Origin of the sequence: Streptacidiphilus rugosus AM-16, assembly GCF_000744655.1 — a bacterium.
GTDB classification, from domain to species: Bacteria; Actinomycetota; Actinomycetes; order Streptomycetales; family Streptomycetaceae; genus Streptacidiphilus; species Streptacidiphilus rugosus.
The window spans coordinates 5069928-5090406 of record NZ_JQMJ01000004.1; the positions used below are offsets into that span (position 1 = coordinate 5069928).

The 20479-nt window shown below is 72.6% G+C and carries 21 protein-coding genes and 1 pseudogene; 12 read left to right on the plus strand and 10 right to left on the minus strand.

Annotation, left to right across the window (positions count from 1 at the left end):
• The first annotated feature begins 168 nt into the window (after positions 1 to 168).
• The 6 genes and pseudogenes from BS83_RS32295 to BS83_RS32320 all read left to right on the plus strand — a co-directional run bounded on the left by BS83_RS32295 (position 169) and on the right by BS83_RS32320 (position 5856).
• Positions 169 to 738: a TetR/AcrR family transcriptional regulator gene (locus BS83_RS32295; RefSeq protein ID WP_037607006.1), complete on the plus strand. Its 570-nt coding sequence runs from the start codon at positions 169 to 171 to the stop codon at positions 736 to 738.
• Positions 739 to 772: 34 nt separating this feature from the next.
• Positions 773 to 1048, plus strand: a pseudogene (locus BS83_RS32300) (sec-independent translocase); the annotation flags it as partial.
• Positions 1049 to 1094: 46 nt separating this feature from the next.
• A complete protein-coding gene (locus BS83_RS32305) occupies positions 1095 to 2117 on the plus strand; it encodes an agmatine deiminase family protein (RefSeq protein ID WP_084714483.1) in 1023 nt (340 codons plus the stop codon).
• Between the two features lie 53 nt (positions 2118 to 2170).
• The gene (locus BS83_RS32310; RefSeq protein WP_037607007.1) at positions 2171 to 3349 is read left to right on the plus strand and encodes an agmatine deiminase family protein; all 1179 of its coding nucleotides are present in this window, start codon (positions 2171 to 2173) and stop codon (positions 3347 to 3349) included.
• Positions 3350 to 3391: 42 nt separating this feature from the next.
• The gene (locus tag BS83_RS32315; protein ID WP_037607008.1) at positions 3392 to 4096 is read left to right on the plus strand and encodes an urease subunit gamma; all 705 of its coding nucleotides are present in this window, start codon (positions 3392 to 3394) and stop codon (positions 4094 to 4096) included.
• Positions 4093 to 5856 carry an urease subunit alpha gene (locus BS83_RS32320; RefSeq protein ID WP_269664878.1) on the plus strand — a complete coding sequence of 588 codons (1764 nt, stop codon included), beginning with the start codon at positions 4093 to 4095 and terminating at the stop codon, positions 5854 to 5856. Before BS83_RS32315 ends, BS83_RS32320 begins: the two co-directional genes overlap by 4 nt.
• A gap of 74 nt (positions 5857 to 5930) precedes the next feature.
• On the opposite strand, the gene BS83_RS32325 is transcribed toward BS83_RS32320, so the two are convergent.
• The 3 genes from BS83_RS32325 to BS83_RS32335 form a co-directional block, all read right to left on the minus strand.
• A complete protein-coding gene (locus tag BS83_RS32325; RefSeq protein ID WP_084714485.1) occupies positions 5931 to 6353 on the minus strand; it encodes an ATP-binding protein in 423 nt (140 codons plus the stop codon).
• 162 nt (positions 6354 to 6515) lie between these two features.
• Positions 6516 to 7076 carry a TetR/AcrR family transcriptional regulator gene (locus BS83_RS32330; protein WP_037610305.1) on the minus strand — a complete coding sequence of 187 codons (561 nt, stop codon included), beginning with the start codon at positions 7074 to 7076 and terminating at the stop codon, positions 6516 to 6518.
• A 198-nt stretch (positions 7077 to 7274) separates the two neighbouring features.
• Positions 7275 to 8570, minus strand: a complete 1296-nt coding sequence (locus BS83_RS32335; RefSeq protein ID WP_084714487.1) for an agmatine deiminase family protein — start codon at positions 8568 to 8570, stop codon at positions 7275 to 7277.
• Between the two features lie 136 nt (positions 8571 to 8706).
• Between BS83_RS32335 and tatA the strand changes: the two genes are divergently transcribed.
• Together tatA and tatC are read left to right on the plus strand one after the other, a co-directional pair.
• The gene (gene tatA, locus BS83_RS32340; RefSeq protein ID WP_037607009.1) at positions 8707 to 8952 is read left to right on the plus strand and encodes a Sec-independent protein translocase subunit TatA; all 246 of its coding nucleotides are present in this window, start codon (positions 8707 to 8709) and stop codon (positions 8950 to 8952) included.
• A gap of 56 nt (positions 8953 to 9008) precedes the next feature.
• On the plus strand, positions 9009 to 9815 hold the full coding sequence (gene tatC / locus BS83_RS32345) for a twin-arginine translocase subunit TatC (RefSeq protein ID WP_063774414.1): 807 nt from the start codon (positions 9009 to 9011) through the stop codon (positions 9813 to 9815).
• Between the two features lie 119 nt (positions 9816 to 9934).
• Here the strand turns inward: tatC and BS83_RS42430 are convergent, their stop codons facing one another.
• From BS83_RS42430 to BS83_RS32375, 6 genes are all read right to left on the minus strand, one after another.
• Positions 9935 to 10357: an STAS domain-containing protein gene (locus tag BS83_RS42430; protein WP_051944435.1), complete on the minus strand. Its 423-nt coding sequence runs from the start codon at positions 10355 to 10357 to the stop codon at positions 9935 to 9937.
• A gap of 19 nt (positions 10358 to 10376) precedes the next feature.
• Positions 10377 to 10949 carry a class F sortase gene (locus tag BS83_RS32355; protein WP_157597411.1) on the minus strand — a complete coding sequence of 191 codons (573 nt, stop codon included), beginning with the start codon at positions 10947 to 10949 and terminating at the stop codon, positions 10377 to 10379.
• A 178-nt stretch (positions 10950 to 11127) separates the two neighbouring features.
• Positions 11128 to 11748 carry a hypothetical protein gene (locus BS83_RS32360; protein WP_037607010.1) on the minus strand — a complete coding sequence of 207 codons (621 nt, stop codon included), beginning with the start codon at positions 11746 to 11748 and terminating at the stop codon, positions 11128 to 11130.
• Positions 11749 to 11914: 166 nt separating this feature from the next.
• Positions 11915 to 12571, minus strand: coding sequence for a response regulator (locus BS83_RS32365; RefSeq protein ID WP_037610309.1), 657 nt, complete (start codon positions 12569 to 12571; stop codon positions 11915 to 11917).
• Positions 12572 to 12576: 5 nt separating this feature from the next.
• Positions 12577 to 13944 carry a sensor histidine kinase gene (locus BS83_RS32370; protein ID WP_157597412.1) on the minus strand — a complete coding sequence of 456 codons (1368 nt, stop codon included), beginning with the start codon at positions 13942 to 13944 and terminating at the stop codon, positions 12577 to 12579.
• A 143-nt stretch (positions 13945 to 14087) separates the two neighbouring features.
• On the minus strand, positions 14088 to 14990 hold the full coding sequence (locus tag BS83_RS32375; protein ID WP_037607011.1) for an oxidoreductase: 903 nt from the start codon (positions 14988 to 14990) through the stop codon (positions 14088 to 14090).
• 122 nt (positions 14991 to 15112) lie between these two features.
• Between BS83_RS32375 and BS83_RS32380 the strand changes: the two genes are divergently transcribed.
• Complete coding sequence (locus tag BS83_RS32380) at positions 15113 to 15649, plus strand: VOC family protein (RefSeq protein ID WP_037607012.1); 537 nt, start codon at positions 15113 to 15115, stop codon at positions 15647 to 15649.
• Here the strand turns inward: BS83_RS32380 and BS83_RS32385 are convergent.
• Positions 15636 to 16637, minus strand: a complete 1002-nt coding sequence (locus BS83_RS32385) for a glycosyltransferase family 2 protein (protein ID WP_084714489.1) — start codon at positions 16635 to 16637, stop codon at positions 15636 to 15638. The two genes, BS83_RS32380 and BS83_RS32385, sit on opposite strands and share 14 nt — an antisense overlap.
• Before the next feature lie 414 nt (positions 16638 to 17051).
• Between BS83_RS32385 and BS83_RS32390 the strand changes: the two genes are divergently transcribed.
• The 3 genes from BS83_RS32390 (at position 17052) to BS83_RS32400 (ending at position 20473) form a co-directional block, all read left to right on the plus strand.
• A complete protein-coding gene (locus tag BS83_RS32390; RefSeq protein ID WP_037607014.1) occupies positions 17052 to 17303 on the plus strand; it encodes a hypothetical protein in 252 nt (83 codons plus the stop codon).
• A gap of 123 nt (positions 17304 to 17426) precedes the next feature.
• Positions 17427 to 18239: an HlyD family efflux transporter periplasmic adaptor subunit gene (locus BS83_RS32395; RefSeq protein ID WP_037610312.1), complete on the plus strand. Its 813-nt coding sequence runs from the start codon at positions 17427 to 17429 to the stop codon at positions 18237 to 18239.
• A 113-nt stretch (positions 18240 to 18352) separates the two neighbouring features.
• Complete coding sequence (locus BS83_RS32400; RefSeq protein WP_157597413.1) at positions 18353 to 20473, plus strand: NHLP family bacteriocin export ABC transporter peptidase/permease/ATPase subunit; 2121 nt, start codon at positions 18353 to 18355, stop codon at positions 20471 to 20473.
• The last annotated feature ends 6 nt before the right edge of the window (positions 20474 to 20479 follow it).

Genomic DNA, 20479 nt, shown 5'->3' on the forward strand with positions numbered 1-20479 from the left:
TGGGCGTGCAGGCGGCGTGGGTGTGGACGCCGGTTTCCGTTGCCCGCTGCACGGCGGCAGCGGTGGTGTCCCGAATCTTGCACCGAACTGAAACTTCAGTCAATACTTGGCGACCGGGACCCCACCCGCATCCGACGTCTGCCGAATCCGCCCCCGCGGGAGTGTGCCGTGTCCGACCGCCGTACCGAGATCCTCCGCGCCGCCACCCGCGTCATCGCACGTCGGGGCGTGCGCGGACTGCGCGTGGCCGAGCTCGCCGCCGAGGCCGGCGTCTCGGTCGCCCTGATCTACTACCACTTCGACGACCGTTCGGGGATCCTGCGCCGAACCCTGGAGTTCATCGTGGACCGGGCCGAGCGGTACACCGCCGCGAGCGAGGACGAGGACCCCGGCGATCCGCGCTCCGAACTGGAGCGGGTCCTCATGCTCGAACTCCAGGACACCCCCGAGGTGCGCGAGAACAGCACCGCCTGGGGCGAGTTGCGGGCCAGCGCCGTCTTCGAGCCCGAGCTGCGCGAGGACCTGGCCAAGGCCACGCTGACCTGGGTGCACGAGACCGCCGAACTCCTCGGCCGGGCCGACCCCGGCGGGACCGCGCCCGCCCATGCGGCGGCCGCCGAGCGGCTGACCGCCCTGCTCGAGGGGCTGAGCCAGCGCTGGCACAGCGGCTCGCTCCCCCTGGAGCACGCCCGGCGCCTGCTCAGCGAGGCGATCGAGGTGGAACTGGAACGCGGGTGACCTGCCCGCAGTCGCCCCACAGGGAGGCCGAACAGTGTTCTTCGACATAGGCGTGTTCAAGCTGGCGGCGCTCGTGGTGCTGGCCGTCCTGATCTTCGGCCCGGACAAGCTGCCGAAGCTGATCACCGAGGCCGTCGGCTTCGTCCGCAGGGTGCGGCGGTTCGCCGACTCCGCGAAGCAGGAGGTCCGCGACGGACTGGGTCCCGAGTTCCAGGACCTGGAGTTCGAGGACCTGAACCCGAAGACCTTCGTCCGCAAGCAGCTGGCCGCCCACGGCGACGACCTCGGCCTGGCGGAGATCAAGGACGCTGCTCGGCGGCTTGACTGAAGTTTCAGTCAGTGCCAGAGTGATCCTCATGAACCAACCCTCCTGGACGGGCGCACGGGTCGGTCCGGACGACGCGCCGCACTCACGCACCTGGATGTCGTGGCCCTCGGCCCGCTCGATCTGGGGACGCCACCTGGGCGGGGTCCAGCAGGACATCGCCCTGATCGCCCGGACCGTGGCGCAGTTCGAACCGGTGGTGATGTGCGCGGCCGACGAGGCCGCCGCCCACGCCGCCCGGTCCGCCTGCGGACCCACGGTCACGGTGACCGCGCTGATCCCGACCGACGACCTGTGGATGCGCGACACCGCGCCGGTCTTCCGGCGCGACCCACAGGGCCGGCTGGAGGCCGTCGGGCTGAACTTCAACGGCTGGGGCCGCAAGCAGGCCCACGGCAGGGACGCCGAGGTCGCCCGCGCGATCGCCGGGCGGGAGGGTCTCCGCTTCCACGCCGCCGCCTTCGTCGGCGAGGCCGGGGCTGTCGAGACCGACGGCGACGGCAACGTGATGGCCACCGAGAGCAGCCTGGTCAACAGGAACCGCAACCGCGGCATGAGCCGCGACGAGATCGAGCGGGCGGTCCTGAGCGCCTACGGCGCCACCAGGATGATCTGGGTGCCGGGGGTCGAGGGACGTGACATCACCGACGACCACATCGACGTGACCGCGCGCTTCGTCCGGCCGGGCGTGGTGATGGTCCAGGTCCCACCGGCGGAGCGCAACGACATCTGGGCCCGCGACGCCCGCGAGCAGTTCGCGCTGCTGGCCCGGGCCACCGACGCCAGGGGTCGGCAGCTGCAGGTGATCCGGATGGAGGGCCCGGACACCGTCCGGTCCAGGCGCTCCACCTTCGTCGACTCCTACCTCAACTTCCACGTCGTCAACGGTGCGGTGATCACCGCCCAGTTCGGCGACCCGGCCAAGGACGTCGCGGCCCACCGCACCCTGGCCGCGGCCTTCCCCGGACGCCTGGTCGTCCAGCTCGACGTCGACCGCCTGATGGCGGGCGGCGGCGGCATCCACTGCTCCACGATGCACCAGCCGCTCCCCTAGGGCCGGCCCGACCCTCCGCCCGCACGCCCGCACGTCGCTCCTGGAGTCCTGCCATGCCGACCCACCTTTCCCGCCGCGCCATGCTGCAGTCCCTGGCCGGAGCCGGGCTGCTCGCGCTCGGCGCGGCCGCCTGCTCCTCCTCCGTCCCCGCGGGCGAGTCCGACGGGAGTGGCGCGGCCGGGGCCGCCGACTCGCCCGGTCCGGCGACGAGGCCCGCCGGCCGCGTGCTCGGCGCCGAGTGGGAGAAGCACGCGCGCACCTTCATGTCCTGGCCCGCCTCCGACGGCATCTGGGGTGACCAGCTCTCCGGCGTCCGGCAGGACATCGCCGGTCTGGCCCGCGCGATCGCCGGCTACGAGCCGGTCGTACTCTTCGCCCGGCCCGGGCAGGCGGACGACGCGCAGGCGGCGGTCGGCGACAACGTCGAGGTCGTGCCGATGCCGGTGGACGACCTGTGGGCCCGCGACACCTGCCCCGTCTTCGTGCACGACCGCGGCACGCTGAAGGGCGTCGACTTCAACTTCAACGGCTGGGGCGAGAAGCAGAAGGAGCACGGCGACGACTCCGCGCTCGCGGCCGCTCTGCTCGACAAGTACCGGATCCCGCGGATCGAGACCCCGTTGGTCGGCGAGGGCGGCGCGTTCGAGACGGACGGCCAGGGCACCCTGCTGGTCACGGAGAGCTCCGTGGTCAACGACAACCGCAATCCCGGCATGAGCCGGGACGACGTCGAGGCCGAGCTGATGAAGGCGCTGAGCGTCACGAAGGTGATCTGGTTGGCCGGGGTGCGCGGCAAGGACATCACCGACGCCCACGTCGACTGCCTGGCGCGCTTCGTCGCGCCCGGGGTGGTGCTGCTCGACACGCCCTTCCCCGGAGCGCCCGCCGACGTGTGGTCGCAAGCCTCCGCGCAGGCCCGCCAGGTGCTGAAGTCGGCCACGGACGCGCAGGGCAGGCCGCTGCGGATCATCGACCTGCCCCAGCCCGACCCGGACAGGATCACCGGGCGCGGCGACGCCTTCGTCTCCTCCTACATCAACTTCTATGTCGCCAACGGGGCCGTCTTCATGCCCAAGTTCGGCGACGACGACGCCGACCGCGCCGCGCAGAAGATCGTCGGCGACCGTTTTCCCGGCCGCGACATCGTCGCCCTGAAGATCGACAACATCGCCTCGGGCGGCGGCGGGATCCACTGCTCCACCCACGACCAGCCCGGCACCCCCGCAGCCTGATCCGCACCACCCTTCGACCACGGCCTACCAAGACGAGGCACCATGCGACTGACACCCACCGAACGGGACCGGCTGCTGATATTCACGGCCGCCGAGCTGGCGCGCGCCCGGCGCGCCCGCGGGCTGCGGCTCAACGTGCCGGAGGCGACCGCGTTGATCGCCGACACGGTCTGCGAGGCGGCCCGTGACGGCCGCAGGCTGGCCGAGGCGATCGAGGCCGGGCGGACCGTCCTGACGGCGGACGACATCCTGCCGGGGGTCGCGGACATCGTGACCCAGGTGCAGGTGGAGGCGGTGTTCGAGGACGGCACCCGGCTGTGCGTCATCGACGCCCCCTTCGGCGACGCAGCCTCACTGGGTGACGAGGCGCCGGGTGCGGCACTGCCCGGGGACGGCGCGGGCTACGAGCCGGCCGAACCGGTCCTGCGGGTGCCGGTGCGCAACACCTCGGCGGTCCCTGTCAGTGTGACCTCGCACTTCCACTTCTTCGAGGCGAATCCGCGGCTCGCGTTCGACCGTGCGGCAGCCTTCGGGATGCGGCTGGCGGTCCCGGCCGGCTCCTCGGTCCGCTTCGACGCGGGCGCGGTCGTCGAGATCGGCCTGCTGCCCATCGGCGGCGACCGCATCGTGATCGGCTTCGCCGGACTGGTCGACGGCCCCCTCGACGCCCCCGGCGCCCGCGACGCCGCCCTGGCCAAGGCCACAGCCTGCGGCTACCTGACCAACTTTGAGGAGGCGGGACTGTGACCGCGAGCAAGTTCGACTACCAGGGCTGCCACGGCCGCCCCGGCGCCTCCGTCGGTTCGACGGTCAGCGCGCACGACTACATGGCGGTGCACGGGCCGCGGGCCGGGGACCGGATCCGGCTGGGCGACTCCGGACTGATCATCCGCATCGAAACCGACTCCCAACACCCCGGCGACGAGTTCCTGGCCGGCTTCGGCAAAACCGCCCGCGACGGCCTCAACCTCAAAGCCACCACCGTGAGGGAGACCTGCGACCTCGTCATCTCCAACGTCACCCTCATCGACGCCGTCCAAGGCATCCACAAAACCAGCATCGGCATCCGCGAAGGCCGCATCCACGCCATCGGCCGCGCCGGCAACCCCGACACCCTCGACCACATCGACATCATCGTCGGCACCGGCACCACCATCATCTCCGGCGAAGGCCTCATCGCCACCGCCGGCGCCATCGACACCCACGTCCACCTCCTCTCCCCCCGCATCATGGAAGCCTCCCTCGCCTCCGGCGTCACCACCATCATCGGCCAGGAATTCGGCCCCGTCTGGGGCGTCGGCGTCAACTCCCCCTGGGCCCTACGCCACGCCTTCAACGCCTTCGACGCCTGGCCCGTCAACATCGGCTTCCTCGCCCGCGGCTCCTCCTCCGACCCCGGCCCCCTCATCGAAGCCCTCGCCGAAGGCGGCGCCTCCGGCTTCAAAGTCCACGAAGACATGGGCGCCCACACCCGCGCCCTCGACACCGCCCTGCGCGTCGCCGAAGACCACGACGTCCAAGTCGCCCTCCACACCGACGGCCTCAACGAATGCCTCTCCGTCCAGGACACCCTCGCCGTCCTGGAAGGCCGCACCATCCACGCCTTCCACATCGAAGGCTGCGGCGGCGGACACGTCCCCAACGTCCTCAAAATGGCCGGCGTCCCCAACGTCATCGGCTCCTCCACCAACCCCACCCTCCCCTACGGCCGCGACGCCCTCGGCGAACACTTCGGCATGATCGTCTCCGCCCACGACCTCAAAACCGACCTCCCCGGCGACGCCGCCATGGCCCGCGACCGCATCCGCGCCGGCACCATGGGCGCCGAAGACGTCCTCCACGACCTCGGCGTCATCGGCATCACCAGCAGCGACGCCCAAGGCATGGGCCGCGCCGGCGAAACCGTCCGCCGCACCTTCGCCATGGCCGGAAAAATGAAACACGAACTCGGCCCCCTCGACGGCCACGACAGCTACGGCGACACCCAAGCAGGCGACGACAACGAACGCGTCCTGCGCTACCTCGCCAAACTCACCATCAACCCCGCCATCGCCCACGGCCTCGCCCACGAAATCGGCTCCATCGAAACCGGGAAACTCGCCGACATCGTCCTGTGGCGCCCCGACCACTTCGGCGCCAAACCCCAACTCGTCCTCAAATCCGGCTTCCCCGCCTACGGCGTCACCGGCGACCCCAACGCCTCCACCGACCGCTGCGAACCCCTCGTCCTCGGCCCCCAATTCGGCGCCCACGGCACCACCCCCGCCGACATCTCCGTCGCCTTCGTCGCCACCGCCGCCCTCCACAACGGCGACCACCTCCCCACCCGCCGCCGCCGCGTCCCCGTCCAACACACCCGCGGCATCGGCCCCAAGGACATGCACCGCAACCACCGCCTCGGCACCGTCGACGTCAACCCCACCACCGGCCTCGTCACCCTCGACGGAGACCCCCTCCACTCCCACCCCGCCGACACCGTCACCCTCAGCCGCCTCTACTTCCTCTGACCGCCCACGGACGACGCGACGGGCGCACGGCGATTGCCGTGCGCCCGTCGCGTCGTCCGTGGGCGGGCGCCGGATCAGGCTGCGGTCATGAGCGCCCAGACGGCCTTGCCGCGGGCACCGGCCGGGATCACGCCCCAGGCCTCGGCCAGAGCCTCGACCAGCAGGATGCCCCTTCCGTTGGTGCTGGTCGGGCTCTCGGCCCGGCGCTCCACCTGGGCGGGCGAGCGGTCCGCGACCGCGATGAGCAGGCGTCCGGCGCGCAGTTCGACGACAACGGACGGGTCGCAGCCGTGCACCAGGGCGTTGGTCAGCAGCTCGGTGAGGAGCAGGCACGGGGAGTCGTGGTCCAGCCGCACGGCGGTGAGCGCGTCGCGCAGAAGCCGCCGGACGCCCCCGACCCCGGCGGGCGTCGCCTCGGGACGCACGTCGAAGCGGAAGGTCGGCTGCTCGTCGTCGGGGCGGAAGATGCCCGACAGGGACGGCTGAGGGACTGGCATCAGGGGCCTCCATCGGCTGCCTGGCCGCGCCTCCCCCGGCGCGATGTCGTCGCCTGCGGCGACATGGCTTCGGCCTCTCCAGTGTCGCACCAACTAAAAATTCAGTCAATGCGTACGACCCGCCGGATCCCACGCGTTCCACGGTGCCCGGCCCGGCCCGGCCTATCCGGCCAGTCGCGCCAGTTCGGCGTCGACGGCGCCGACCACCAGGGCGCGCGCGTGCACCAGCGGCAGGCTGCCGCTGAGCCAGCGGCTGCTCAGGCCCTCGACCAGCGCGGTCAGTCGCTCGGCGGACATCGCCAGCGCGCCGGCCCCCGCCGTCGGGTGGACCCGGCCGAGCAGCTCGGCGATGTCCTGGACCCAGACGAGCGTGGACTTGGCCACGTCCTCCTGGAGGTCGGTCTCGAAGACGGCACAGGCCCTGAGCTCGCCCCAGGCGGTGCTGTTCTCGCGCACCTCGGGGACGTCCTGGAACTCCAGCAGCAGCGTGTGCTCCAGCTCGCCGCGGGCGTCGAGCGGCGGCGCCGCCGGGTCCCGCTCGGCGGTGTAGAGGTCCGCGCGGTCGTTGATGAACTCCAGGGTGGCGCGCAGGATGCCCGTGCGGTTCTTGAAGTGGTAGTAGATCAGCGCCGTCGAGACGCCGGCCTCGGCCGCGAGCTCCTCGACCCGGAGACCCCGCACCCCACGGCGCGCGATGACCCGCGCGGCGGCTTCCAGTAGCATCGTCCTGCGGTCGGCCACTGTGCGGCTTCCTCTCGGTCGCGGGCCCTGGTCAGTCCCCTCTGACTGAAATTATAGTCTGCACACGACGGGGATCTCCAGGGTGTCCGCCCACCGCTCACATGGTGAACGCCCGGCACGGGCCGGAACCGCCGTTCCGACGCGCGCACCGGGCGCCTCACGATGTTTCGGCCGCTCTCCTTACGGAGCCGGCTGCGGCTGGGTGACGCAGTGGATGCCACCGCCGCCGAGGCCGATGTAGTCGATGTTGATCTGCTCGACGACCCGACCGGGGAACATCCGGGTGAGCACCGCCTTGGCGTTGGCGTCGCCGGTGGCGTCGCCGAACTGGGCCGAGATCACCGCGCCGTTGCAGACGTAGTAGTTGGCGTAGGAGTCGACGAAGCTGCTGCTGGTCTGGCGGATGTAGTTGTAGTCGGGCGCCTGCAGCTTGGTGACCTGCATCGCGGCGCCCTTGGCGTTGGTGGACGCAGACAGCATGTTGTACTGCTGCTGCTCGTCGTTGGACCAGATGTCCGAGGGGTCCGCCGGGTTCGGCGTCTGGACGAGGGCGGTGCCGGCGCCCACGAAGCGCGAGGTCGCGTCGACGTGGTCGTTGGTGATGTCCTGGCCGGAGATGCCGGTGAACCAGATCACCTTCGAGGCCCCGTAGGCGGCGCACATGGCGGCCTCCAGCTGGGCCTGCGTCATGTTGGGGTTGCGCTTGGGGTCGATGATGCTGCTCTTGGTCGCCATGAGCGTGCCGAGGCCGTCGTTCTCGATCGCGCCGCCCTCGCTGACGAACCCGGCGGCCGTGAACGGCACCCCGGCGTAGGCGGCGACGGCAGCCGCGACGTGGGCGTCGTTGGTGACCGTCTGCTGGCCGCCCCAGCCGTTGAAGTTGAGGCCCACCGCGTCGACGCCGCCTGCGCCGTTGGTACGGAAGACCGGGCCGGAGTCCCGCATCCAGCAGTCGTTGACCGGGATCGAGGTGATCACGGTGACGTTGGCGTTGGTGCAGGCCGCCCGCGCGGACGCGGCACTGGCCGGGTTCGCGCACATGATGACCGGCTCGTACTTCGCGATCGTGTTCGCCACCCGGGCGATGTTCGACTGGATCTGCGCGACCGACGGTGACGATCCGCCCCGCCGCCCACCGCTGCCGCCGGTCCAGATGGTCGGGTCGTCCGGCCAGGCCATCCAGGTGCAGGTGTGCCTGGCGCTGTCGATCGGCACCACGAACGTTCCGGTCCCACCGCCCGACGGCGTCGGGGAGGGCGTCGGGGTGGGCGAGGAGGAGCCGCAGGGGTCGGGGGTGGTGGCCGCCCGGGCGGCCGGGGAGCCGGCGCTGTTCGCCGCCCAGACCACGCCGACCGTCGTCAGCCCCGCGATCGCCAGAAAGCTGCGCCGGTCCACCGGTCGACGGTGCTTCGCCGCAGGCTGTGGCTCCTCGGCCCGCTGCTCCACCGGCTCCACGGGCTCCGCGTGATCGTTCATGTCGTGCCTCCTGTTCGACCGCCCACGGGGCTTCCCGTCGGCTGCCGCGAAAGCTATAACTGACCATGCGCTCGGTCAATACTTTGGACCGGTCCCGTCCACTTCCCCTTCACCTCGAGAACGAAATGGGTGTCAGATGCTTGAGAACCGCGGACTTGAGATCGTCGTCATCGCCGTCGTCGTGCTGCTGCTCTTCGGCGCGAAGCGCCTGCCCGACTCCGCCCGCGCGCTGGGCAAGTCCCTGCGCATCCTCAAGTCCGAGGTCGGCGCGATGAAGACGGAGCCGGCCGGCGTCGAGGCGACGGCGTCGGAGGCCGACCCGGTGCTCCTGCCCTCGCGGCCCATCACGGCCGCTCCCGGCGAGGCCACGACCGCACGGTGACCGGAGCCTCCACCGCCGCCCCTCCTGCGACCGGCCGGGGACGCGACACCGGGACCATGCAACTGACGGACCACCTGCGGGAGTTGCGTCACCGCCTGCTGATCTCCTGCGCCGCGCTGCTGGTGACCACCGTGGTCGGCTGGATCGTCCACGGGCACGTGGTCGACCTGCTCACCGGTCCGGCCTGCGGCATCAAGGGCGTCCACGGCGTGGGCGGGCCCACCCCGCAGTGTCCCAACGGGCTGCTGGTCAACCAGGGCGTCCTCGCCCCGCTGTCGCTGAGCTTCAAGGTCTCCATGACCGTCGGCCTGGTGCTGGCCTGCCCGGTGTGGAGCTACCAGCTCTGGGCCTTCGTCGCCCCGGGGCTGCACCGTCGGGAGAAGCGGTACGGCCTCGGCTTCACCGCCGCGGCCGCACCGCTCTTCTGCGCCGGCGGCACGCTCGCCTACTGGGTGTTCCCCAAGGCCCTGGGTGTGCTGGCCGGGTTCAACCCCGGCTCCTTCGCCCTGGCCCTGCCCGGCGACCAGTTCCTGGACTTCTTCGTCCGCCTGGTGCTGGTCTTCGGGCTCTCCTTCGAGATGCCCCTGCTGCTGGTCGCGCTCAACTTCGTCGGCGTGCTCAGCGCGGCGCGGCTGCGCGGGTGGTGGCGCGGCATCGTGTTCGCGATCTTCGTGCTCTCCGCCGTCGCCACACCCACCGGCGATCCCCTCACCATGACCGTGCTCGCGCTGCCGATCTGCCTGCTCTTCTTCGCCGCCCTCGGCGTCGTCAGCCTGCACGACCTGCGCAGCGGTCGGGCCCCGCGCACAGGGGAAGCACGGGGCCCGTCCGGGACGGAGGTCGAGCGGGGGGATGACGCCTGACGCTCCGTCGGTCCGGATGTGTTGTCCGGTCACATCCGGTCCACCGGCGTCTAACCCCGGAATCCCGGCCCAAACGCCGGATCGCGAGAATTCTCGGGTGCGTGGGGGTGGACGGGGGTTCAGCGGGCGGAGCAGAGCCGGCGCGGCCCCGGCGCGGCGGGGTGGAGTGCGAAGGAGCGCCGCAGGTCGCAGACCGCGAGGAGTCGGGAGACCGGATGCGGAGGCGCCGTCAGATACACGGGCGAGCCCGCCGTTTCGGCCAGCCGCCTGACCCGCAGCAGGGCGGTCAGCCCGGCCGCGTCGCAGAAGGTGAGCCCGCCCAGGTCCAGCACCAGGCCGGGCCCCGCGGGACCCGGCGGCCGGTCGAGCGCGTGTCCGACCGCGACGAGCAGCGTCGCCGTCGCCGCGACGTCCAACTCGCCGGTCAGGTGCAGGACCCGGCAGCAGGCGCGACGGCGCGGGCGGCGGCAGGCGCGCACCCGGAACGCGACGCGGCGCGGCGCGCGGATGCCGCAGGGGCGCAGCGGTCGGTGGTGGCGCATGGCGGTTCTCCGGGAGGGGTCATCCGGCCCGGCCGGTCACGCCGGTCAGGACGGCGGTGACGACGAGGTTGTCCGGATAGGTGTGGGTGGCCGCGTTCGGGCTCCCGGCGCAGGTGACCAGGCGCAGTACCGGTTGCGGGTCGGGGCCGTAGACCTGCTGGTCGGGGAAGGCGGACTTGGCGAAGGTCTGCGTGGAGGCGACGGTGAACTCGGCGGTGGTGCCGTCCGCGCGGGCGACCTCGATCCGGTCGCCGGCGGTCAGCTTGCCGAGCCGGAGGAACACGCCGTCGCCGTACCGGCCGACGGTGACGTGCCCGAGGATGACCGAGGACCCCTGCTGCCCGGGGGTGACCGAGCCGTCGTACCAGCCGGCCGGGGAGTTCGCCGCGATCGGCGGGACCTGGACGGTGCGGTCCGGGGCCAGCCCCAGGCGCAGCAGCGAGGTGTCCACGCCGATGGCGGGGATGGCCAGGCGCTCGGGCGTCGACGCCGCCAGCGGCGCGGCGGCGGCCGGGGAGCCGGCCGCGCCGGCGGTGGCCCCGGGCGCGGGGCCCCGGCGGAGGGGCTGTCGGTGGTGAGTCCGGCGGCGCACCCTGCGGCGGCCGCGAGGACGGCCGCCGCCACCGTGAGACCGACGACCCTGGCCCGTCGCCCCGGGCGGGACGGGGCGGCCCGGCCGGGGCCGGGCCCGGCCGAGGAGCGCTCGGCGCTCCCCGGGGCCGATGCCCGGTCCTGGCCGGGAGTACCGCCGTCCTGGGGCCTGTGGCCGCTCACTTGCCGACGCCCTGGTGGTGACGGGCCCACCAGATGCCGAACACCGTGCCGCCGGCGAGCACGCCGGTGCCGGCGACGGCCAGCGGCCAGCCAGGGTCGTTGGCGCCGTTGCTGGCGACCCCGGTGTCCGGTGCGCCGGAGGGGATCGTGCCGGAGGTGCCCGGGTGGGAGGGCGTGGTCGGGGTCGTCGGGTGGGCCGGGGTGACCGGCTTGGTCGGGGTCGTCGGGGTGGAGGCGGGCGACACGGTGAACGAGCCGTTGAAGCTCTCGACCTTGCCGCTCTTGTCGGTGCAGGTGACGGTGACGCCGTGGGCGCCGGTGGGGATGTCGGGCAGCACGGTGGCGCTGCCGGTGAACGCCTGGGGGTCGTTCTTGCCGATGGTCGCGTGGCCGCCCGCGAAGAACGGCGAGGAGATACCGTCCAGCTTGACCGCGTCGACGGGGCAGGTGCCGCTCAGGTGGACGTCGCTGCCGCCGTGGATGGGGGCGGACGCGTCCTTGGCGGAGGTGACGCTGACGACGCCGCCGGTGGGGGCGGTGGCGGCGAACGCCGGGCCGGTGGTGAGGGCGAGGGTGCCGAGGGTGAGTGCTGCGCCGGTGATCAGAATGGCCTTCATGACAGTACCTGCTTCGCTGGCTCCCGGACCGCTGTGGTGTCGGTCCGTACAGGCCCTTCGGCCTGCACCACCAAGGTCCTTCGGCAGGGGCCCGCGCAGGGTCATCCGATCGGTGGACCGGGGGGATGAAGTGGTCTGAACCAGTGAGTGGTCTGCGCCGGACGGCCTACTCCAGCAGGCCGCGCCTGAGCGCCTCCGCGACGGCCGCCGCACGGTCGGAGACGCCGAGTTTCGCGTACAGGTGCTGGACGTGGCTCTTGACCGTGCTGGGCGCAAGGAACAGCTCGGCGGCCACGTCGGGGACGCTCTTGCCCTGGGCGAACAGCTCCAGCACCTGACGCTCGCGCTCGGAGAGCACCGGCTGGTCGCTCTCGTGGCGCATCCGGATCTCGGCGGCCAGGCCGGTGGCCAGCCCGGCGGGCAGCACGGTGGCGCCGGACGCCGCCTGCGCCACCGCGCCGACGATCTCGTCCCTGGAGGAGTCCTTGAGCAGGTAGCCGGCGGCGCCCTCCTGGACCGCCTTGAAGACCAGCGCGCTCTCCTCGAAGGCGGTCAGCAGCAGCACCCTGGTCGGCAGCTCGTCGCGGACCACGGCGTGGACCACGGCGATGCCGTCGAGGCCGGGCATCTGGTAGTCGACCAGGGCCACCTGGGGCCGGTGCTCCTTGATCGCCGCCAGCGCCTCGCGGCCGTTCTCCGCCTCGGCGACCACGTCGATCCTGCCGCTCTGCACCAGGGCCCGGCGCACCCCCTCCCGGTACAGCGGATGGTCGTCGGCCACGACCACGCGGATCTTGGCGTTCTCCAGGACGGTGCGTCCCATCGTGCTCACCGTCCGTTTCCGCGAGGCCCGGCGCCGACGTCGGCGCTGACGCCGGCGCCGGAGTCCGTGAGGGTTCCCGCTCCGGCCGCGGCGGCGGGCCGTCCGTCCTGGCCCGGCCGGTCCAGCGGCAGGGTGATCCGGGCGGCGGTCCCCCTGGGCTCGTTCGCCGTGAGCACCATGGTGCCGCCCGCCTCCTCGACCCGCACCCGCTGGGCCGCCAGGCCGATGTGTCCCTGCGCGAGCCGGTTGCCGAGCGGGCTCGCCCCGTCGCGCAGGCCGACGCCGTCGTCCCTGACCTCCAGCACCGCGAGCGGTCCGCTCAGCGTCAGCAGCACCTCGACATGAGCGGCCCGCGCGTGCCGCACGACGTTGGCGAGCAGCTCGCGACCGCACTGGTAGAGCACCCGGTCCGCCTCGCGGCCCGCGGTGGTCGCGTCGCTGCTGAACCGCACCTCGAAGCCGCCGCGCCGGGCGGAGCGCTCGGCCAGCTCCTCCAGCGCACGGGCCAGCCCGGCCCGCTCCAGCACCGCGGGGTGCAACTGGGTGACGGAGGAGCGCAGCTGCCGTGCGGCGTCGCGCAGCGCCTCCTCCGCGCGGCCCAGGGCCTCGCCGAGGCCACCGCCAGGTTCCGCGCCGCGCGCCTCGTCCAGGTCCAGCCGGGCGGCCAGCACGTTCTGCAGCGGGCCGTCGTGCAGCGCCTCGGCGAGGTCCCTGCGCTCGCGGTCGCCCGCCTCGACGGTGCGGGCCAGCAGCTCGGCGCGCTGCCGGGCCAGCTCGGTGATCATCCGCACCCTGGACTGCTGGATCAGCGAGAGCACGACGCCGGCCACGCTGATCATCGCGATGAAGAGCCCGTGGCCCAGGGTGAACTGCAGGTCGGGGTTGGCGTGCAGGTGCCCGACGCCCGAGGCCGCGGCGTAGGTCAGCGTCGCCGCGGCGCCGGACAGGGCGGTGATCCACGGCCGCAACTGGAAGGCGGCCAGGATCGGGACGAAGACGAACGCGTCCTCGCTGAACGGCGAGGACCACTGCGGGTCGCTGAAGTCACCGGAGACGACGACGATCAGCGTCAGCAGCGGCAGGTCCACCAGCGGCACGGCCAGCGCCAGCGGCTCGCGACCCCGCCCGCGCCAGGAGACCAGCATCATCACGGCGCTCCACGCGGTGTAGACCAGGGTCATCGCCACCGTGGCCCACAGGTGCTCCCGCGGCTGGATCAGCCCGATCACGGCGAAGGCCACCACCACGACGGAGACGCGCAGCAGCGCCTGGACCCGGACCGCGCGCTGCTGGTGGGCCCGCAGGATCTGTTCGACGGCGCTCGTGTCCGTCGCGTCCGTAGGCTCGGGGGACCACAACCGCCTGGCGTGCATGACCACCGCCCCGTCGGCGCGCCGCCCCCGGCCCGGACCTCCCGGGCGACCGCGGCGCCCTCTCGCTCGTCTCCCAGTCTGCACCGCCCCGCCCGCCGCCACCGGCCGGGCGGAACCGTCAGGAGCGGCAGCCGCGCGGGGCCCTACTGCTGCTGCGGCAGCGGGAACGGGAAGGCGACCCCGGTCAGGGTCTCCGAGACCTCCCAGAGGCGGCGGGCCCGTTCGGGGTCGCGGGCGTTGTCGCTGAGGACCGCCGGGGCCGGGTGGCCCTTGAGCTCGCCGCGGCCGTCGGGTCCCGTGTAGCTGCCGCCGGGCAGGTCCTGGGTGGCGGCGTAGAGGACGGGCAGCGCGCCCATGGACTCGGACTGGGCCACCAGCCGGTTGGTGACCGTCATCATGGCGCGCTGCAGGGCGCTCCCGGTGCCGCGCTGCAGGTTGGTGGCCGCGTACCCGGGGTGGGCCGCGTGCGCGGTGACCGCGGAGCCGGCCCGGGTCAGGCGGCGCTGCAGCTCCTGGACGAACAGCAGGTCGGCGAGCTTGGACTGCTGGTAGGCCCGCCACGGGCTGTAGTCCCGCTCGGAGTTGAGGTCCGCGAAGTCGATGTCCACGCCCGGCCTGCGGTGGGCGTTGGAGGCGACGCTCACCACCCGGCCGGTGATCTGCGGCAGCAGCAGGTTGGAGAGCGCGAACGGTCCCAGGTGGTTGGTGCCGAACTGCATCTCGAAGCCGTCGACGGTGCGGCGCTGCGGGATCGCCATCACCCCCGCGTTGTTGACCAGCACGTCGAGCGGTCCCTCCCAGCCCGCGGCGAACCGGCGCACCGAGGCCAGGTCGGCGAGGTCGAGCTCGCGCACCTCGGTGCTGCCGCCGCAGGACCGCGCGGCCTCCGCGCCGCGCGCGGTGTCCCTGACGGCGAGCACCACGTGCGCGCCGACACGGGCCAGCTCCCGGGACGTGATCAGGCCCAGACCGCTGGTCGCGCCGGTGACCACGACCGTGCTCCCGGTCAGGTCGGGCAGGTCCGCGGCCGTCCACTTCTCACCCATCCCTCGATTCTTCTCCGGCCCACGCCCCGGGGCGAGTGGGCGGGAGGACCCGCGTTACGCGTCCGGGTGAGGGTGGCCGCAGCGGGAGCGCCGGGAGGCCGCCGCGGCAGCACACTGGCAGCATGAACGCTCCCGATCCCGCCACCGTGGCCGCACGCGCGGCCGAACGCGAGCGGCTGCGCGCCGCCCATCTGCGCCCGCAGGGGCGACGCCCGGCGTCCTCCGCGCGCGGCATCCACCACACCGCGCTGATCAGCAGCGACGTGGAGGAGACCATCCGCTTCTACCAGGACCTGCTGGGCTTCCCGCTCGTCGAACTGATCGAGAACCGCGACTACCCGGGGTCCTCGCACTTCTTCTTCGACCTCGGCAACGGGAACCTGCTCGCCTTCTTCGACTTCCCCGGCCTCGACGTGGGCCCCTACGCCGAGGTGCTGGGCGGGCTGCACCACGTCGCCATCTCCGTCGAACCCGAGCGCTGGCGCGGACTGTGCGAGCGGGTCGCCGACGCCGGTGTCGCCCACGAGGTGCACAGCGAGGTCTCGCTCTACTTCCGCGATCCCGACGGCGCCCGCATCGAGCTGATCGCGGACCCGCTGGGCGAGATGTACGGCAGCGAGATCCTCGGCGCGGACGGGCCGGCCGCTACGGACGGCTGAGCACGCCCCTGGCCAGCTGCGGAATCCTGGCGCTCTGGAACGCCCCGTACCCGCCGCCTGCCACCAGCTGGAACTTGACCCCCTCACGGCCCTGGGGCCGCTCGTAGCCCCCGGGCACGAAACGCTGGTACTGCTCGCTCGCCCGCCGGAAGAACTGCGGGCGCTCGGAACGCGCGAGGCAGCCCGAGAGGTGGAGCAGGAAGAGGTGGTGACGGACCATCCGGGTGAACAGGAAGGGCGCGGCCTCGGTACGGGCGTACTCGCCCAGCAGGCCGAAGCTCTCCTCGTAGCGGTCGAAGACGTCGAAGTGCGTGGCGCCCGGCGATCCCGCGGGGTGCTGGGTGTGCCTGCGGCGGATCTGCACGCAGTCCCACTTCAGCGCGGCCACGCGGTCCGCGGCCAGCAGGGCGCGGTGCACGACGGCGACCTCCTCGTGCAGCCCCTCGGGGAAGCTCAGCGCCTGCGCGGCCCAGAAGTCCCGCCGGATCAGCCGGTCCCACACGTAGGCGGGAGCCCCGAGGAGCTCGGGCCGGTCCGCGGGGTCGAAGGGACGGGAGTCCAGGCCCGCGAGCAGTTCGGCCGCTGCGCCCGGCCAGGACCGGCCCTTGTGCAGGCGGGTGTGGCCGAGCAGCAGCACGTCCGGTTCGTCGCAGGTCCGCAGCCGGTCGGCCATCGCCTGCAGGGTGCCGTCCCAGAGGATGTGGTCGGTGTCGAGGAAGAGCAGGTACCGGCCGGTCGCCCGGTCGGCCCCGGCGTTCCTGACCCGGCCGACGCCGACGACCCCGTCCAGCCGGACGAGCGAGACCCGCTCGTCGCTCCGGGCGAAGGCCTCGACGACCGCCGGACGGCATTCGGGGGACTCGTCCGCGACGACGACGACCTCCACGTCCTTGAAGGACTGGCACAGGATCGACTGCAGGCAGCCCTCCAGGCCTCCCTGCCGGTCATGGGCGATGACGATGACACTGATCAATGGTGAGGTGAGCACGACACCGGAACATAGAGTGCCCGTTCCGTCACCGACAAGTTCGGTTGCCGCCTCTGAGCTGCATCGTTATGCAAGATCACGCAACCTTCACAGACCGTCCCCAGGTGGGCCGCTCCCCACTTCTTCTCCTCCGCCTTCGCGTGGGGCACACAAGTGCCGCGCCGCGGAGCCCCGCTTGCGCCGGAGCGCTACGCCGCGCACGCATCTGCGCCACGTCGTTCACAGAAGCCCCATTTTTCCGACCGAGCCGCCGCATATCGCACCCGTAAAACGCCGGGAATGTTCACATAAAAACCGCATCAGCGAGATTGGACATATATCCGGATTACATGCTTGGATCATGTCAAGAAAGGGAACCGCAGCCACCGGTTCCCGGTACTCGAATTACTCAGAGCCTTGAGAGGAAAAAGAATCGTGCGCAGCGACTTCACGCCCCAGGTCGAGACCCGCGAGATCGACGACACGGACCTGGACGGCGTGGCCGGCGGCATCGGCCTGGCCGGCGGCGTCCGCCTCGGCGGCGGCATCGGCGTGACCGGCCTCTCGGACACCCTGGGCGCCGTCGGCTCCGCGGTCCCGGTCGGCGGCCTGCTGAACACCGCCACCGGCCTGACCGGCCTCACCGCCCCGGTCAACAGCCTGACGGGCATCGTCTCGGGTCTCTGACCGGGATATCCGCCACCGCGCGGAGATGTGATCGACCGGGCCCCGGATCACTATTCCGGGGCCCGCGTCACGCCCTGCCGCAATTCTGCGGAATCAGCGTCGAACAGATCGAGGAAAACCTCCGTGCAGTTCCGGCAGCAGGCGCTCGCCAAACAGCAGTCGGCCGACGATCTCGACGTGCCCGCCCATCTGGCCCGGCCGCAGGGCCGCCTCGTGCTGGCCGTCACGGCCGCCGTGGTCGCGGCCGCGTGCTTCTGGGCGGTCGCCGGAACGGTCGCCTCGAAGCTGAGCGTACCCGGGGTCCTGATCCACGCGGGGGGCGACTACACCCTGCAGAGCCCCGTCGCCGGGCAGGTGGTCGCCGTCTTCGCCGGCGCGGGCGACACGCTGGCCGAAGGGAGCCCGTTGCTCGAGGTGCGGCCGGGCCAGGGTCAGAAGGTGCAGACCGTACGGACGGTGGCGGCCGGACGCCTGACCGCGCTCGCGGCCGGGCTCGGCACGGTCGTCGAGACCGGCTCGGCTCTGGCGACGGTGGAACGCGTCTCCAGCCCCGCGGAGCCGCTGGTGGCGGTGCTCTACACGCCGGCCGGCACCGCCGCGTCGATCCCGGTCGGCGCGACGGTGGACGTCACCGTGCAGTCCGTGCCCGCGCAGCAGTACGGCGTCCTGCGCGGGCGGGTCCTGGCGGTGGGGACCGGCCCCCAGACGGAGCAGCAGATCACCGGCTTCCTCGGCAGTGCGGAACTCGGCCGGCAGTTCAGCGCGGAGGGCGAACCGGTCGCGGTCGTCGTCGGCCTGGAGCGGTCCGGCCGGACCAGATCCGGATACGTCTGGTCCTCCACGCAGGGACCGCCGTACCCACTGCGGTCCGAGGTGCTGGTGAGCGCCGCCGTCCAGGTGGCCACGGAGCACCCGGTCTCCTGGATCCTGCCGTGAGCCCCCGCACCACCGCGCGGCACGGCGGCCCACCGCCAGGCGCCGGAACGCGTCGGCGCCCGAAGAACCGGACGAAGCGACAGAAGACCGTCAGGACCGCCACGGTCCTCCAGATGGAGGCCGTGGAGTGCGGCGCCGCGGCCCTGGCCATGGTGCTGGGACACCACGGCCGGCACGTCCCGCTGGAGGAGCTGCGGACCGCCTGCGGCGTCTCCCGCGACGGCTCCCGTGCCGGCAACGTGCTGAAGGCGGCGCGCGGCTACGGCCTGACGGCCAAGGGCATGCAGATGGAGCCCACCGCGCTGGCCACGGAGGTGCGCACGCCCGCCGTGCTCTTCTGGGAGTTCAACCACTTCGTCGTCTACGAGGGGATGGGACGCCGCCTCGGCCGACGCGGGGCGCACCTCAACGACCCCGCCTGCGGCCGCCGTTTCGTGGACGAGGCGGATTTCGACGCGAGTTTCACCGGCGTGGTGCTGACCTTCGAACCCGGCCCGGGGTTCCGCACCGGGGGCAGACGGCCGAGCGTGCTGAGCGCGCTGCCCTCCAGGCTGCGCGGCACCGGCGGCGCGACCCGGGCCCTCGTCCTCGCCAGCCTGCTGCTGGTCTGCGTCGGAGCCGTGGTGCCGGCGCTGAGCCGCACCTGGATCGACTCGTTCCTGATCGGCGGCCGGACCTCCCTGCTGCCGGTGCTGTTCGCGTCGATGGCGGCCATGCTGCTGTTGACCGCCGTGCTGACCGCCGTGCAGCAGGCGAACCTGCTGCGCGCGCGGATGATCTCGTCCACCCTGAGCAGCGCCCGCTTCCTGCGGCACCTGCTCAGGTTGCCGGTCTCCTTCTTCGCCCAGCGCAACCCGGCCGACCTGGTCCAGCGGCTGCGGTCCAACGACGCCGTGGCCGAGGCACTGGCCAGGGACCTCGCCGCGGCGGGCGTCGACGCCGTGGTCGTCGTCCTCTACGCGGTCCTGCTGTGGAACTACGACCCGCAGCTGACCCTCCTCGGCGTCGGCGTCGCGCTGCTCAACGTGGCGGCGCTGCGGCTGGTCGTACGGGTCAGGGGCACCGGCGTGCAGAAGCTCCGCGCCGACAGCGCCAGGTTGACCAACACCTCGTACAGCGGGCTGCAGTTGATCGAGACCATGAAGGCGACCGGCGGCGAGACCGGGTACTTCCGCCGCTGGGCCGGGCAGCACGCGGTCACCCTGAACGGGGAGCAGCGCCTCGGCGTGCCCAGCGCCGCTCTGGCCGTCGTCGCGCCGACCCTCGCCGCGCTCAACAGCGCCCTGATCCTGCTGATCGGAGGGCTGCGAGCGGTGGAAGGCGGGATCTCCGTCGGCCTGCTGGTCGCCTTCCAGGCGCTGGTGGCGGGCTTCACCGCTCCCGTGGCGCGGCTGAACGGGGCCGCCGGCCGGATCCAGGACTTCGCGGCCGACATGGCCAGGCTCAGGGACGTGGAGAGCTTCCCCGCCGACCCGCGGCTCGGCCGGTCCGGGCCCGACACCGGCGCGCGGCGGCTGAGCGGTCATGTGGAGCTGCGCGACGTGACCTTCGGGTACAGCGCGCTGGACGAACCACTGCTCCGCGGCTTCTCGCTGGACGTCGGCCCCGGCCGTCAGGTGGCGCTGGTCGGCGGGTCCGGCAGCGGGAAGTCCACGGTGGCCCGGCTGATCTCCGGCCTGTACCAGCCCTGGGAGGGCGAGATCAGCATCGACGGACGACGGCTGCCGGAGATCCCGCGCGGCTCGCTGGCCGCCTCGGTGGCCTCGGTCGACCAGGAGATCTTCCTCTTCGAGGGCACCGTCCGCGACAACGTCGCGCTCTGGGACCCCTCCGTCCCCGACGAGGCGGTGACCGCGGCGCTGCGCGACGCGGCGGTCCTCGACGTGGTCGCGCGACGACCCGGCGGCATCCACGGCCGGGTGGAGCAGGACGGCCGCAACTTCTCCGGCGGTCAGCGGCAGCGCCTGGAGATCGCCCGGGCCCTGGTCCGCGGGCCCAGCGTGCTGGTCCTGGACGAGGTGACCAGTGCGCTGGACGCGGCGACCGAGCAACTGGTCATCGACAACCTGCGGCGGCGCGGCTGCGCCTGCGTGGTGATCGCCCACCGGCTGAGCACCGTGCGCGACAGCGACGAGATCGTGGTCCTGGACCGGGGCCTCGTCGTCGAGCGCGGCCGGCACCGGGAGCTGGTCGCGGCGGGAGGGCCCTACGCCGCTCTGGTCGGGGAGCACTGACGTGAC

Coding starts and splice junctions, on each gene's coding strand:
- tatA (WP_037607009.1), top strand. CDS start 8,707: ATGCTTGAGAACCGCGGACTTGAGATCGTCGTCATCGCCGTCGTCGTG.
- BS83_RS32330 (WP_037610305.1), bottom strand. CDS start 7,076: ATGCTACTGGAAGCCGCCGCGCGGGTCATCGCGCGCCGTGGGGTGCGG.
- BS83_RS32370 (WP_157597412.1), bottom strand. CDS start 13,944: ATGCACGCCAGGCGGTTGTGGTCCCCCGAGCCTACGGACGCGACGGAC.
- BS83_RS42430 (WP_051944435.1), bottom strand. CDS start 10,357: ATGCGCCACCACCGACCGCTGCGCCCCTGCGGCATCCGCGCGCCGCGC.
- BS83_RS32315 (WP_037607008.1), top strand. CDS start 3,392: ATGCGACTGACACCCACCGAACGGGACCGGCTGCTGATATTCACGGCC.
- BS83_RS32375 (WP_037607011.1), bottom strand. CDS start 14,990: ATGGGTGAGAAGTGGACGGCCGCGGACCTGCCCGACCTGACCGGGAGC.
- BS83_RS32365 (WP_037610309.1), bottom strand. CDS start 12,571: ATGGGACGCACCGTCCTGGAGAACGCCAAGATCCGCGTGGTCGTGGCC.
- BS83_RS32325 (WP_084714485.1), bottom strand. CDS start 6,353: ATGCCAGTCCCTCAGCCGTCCCTGTCGGGCATCTTCCGCCCCGACGAC.
- tatC (WP_063774414.1), top strand. CDS start 9,009: ATGCAACTGACGGACCACCTGCGGGAGTTGCGTCACCGCCTGCTGATC.
- BS83_RS32310 (WP_037607007.1), top strand. CDS start 2,171: ATGCCGACCCACCTTTCCCGCCGCGCCATGCTGCAGTCCCTGGCCGGA.
- BS83_RS32360 (WP_037607010.1), bottom strand. CDS start 11,748: ATGAAGGCCATTCTGATCACCGGCGCAGCACTCACCCTCGGCACCCTC.
- BS83_RS32380 (WP_037607012.1), top strand. CDS start 15,113: ATGAACGCTCCCGATCCCGCCACCGTGGCCGCACGCGCGGCCGAACGC.
- BS83_RS32305 (WP_084714483.1), top strand. CDS start 1,095: ATGAACCAACCCTCCTGGACGGGCGCACGGGTCGGTCCGGACGACGCG.
- BS83_RS32400 (WP_157597413.1), top strand. CDS start 18,353: ATGGAGGCCGTGGAGTGCGGCGCCGCGGCCCTGGCCATGGTGCTGGGA.
- BS83_RS32335 (WP_084714487.1), bottom strand. CDS start 8,570: ATGAACGATCACGCGGAGCCCGTGGAGCCGGTGGAGCAGCGGGCCGAG.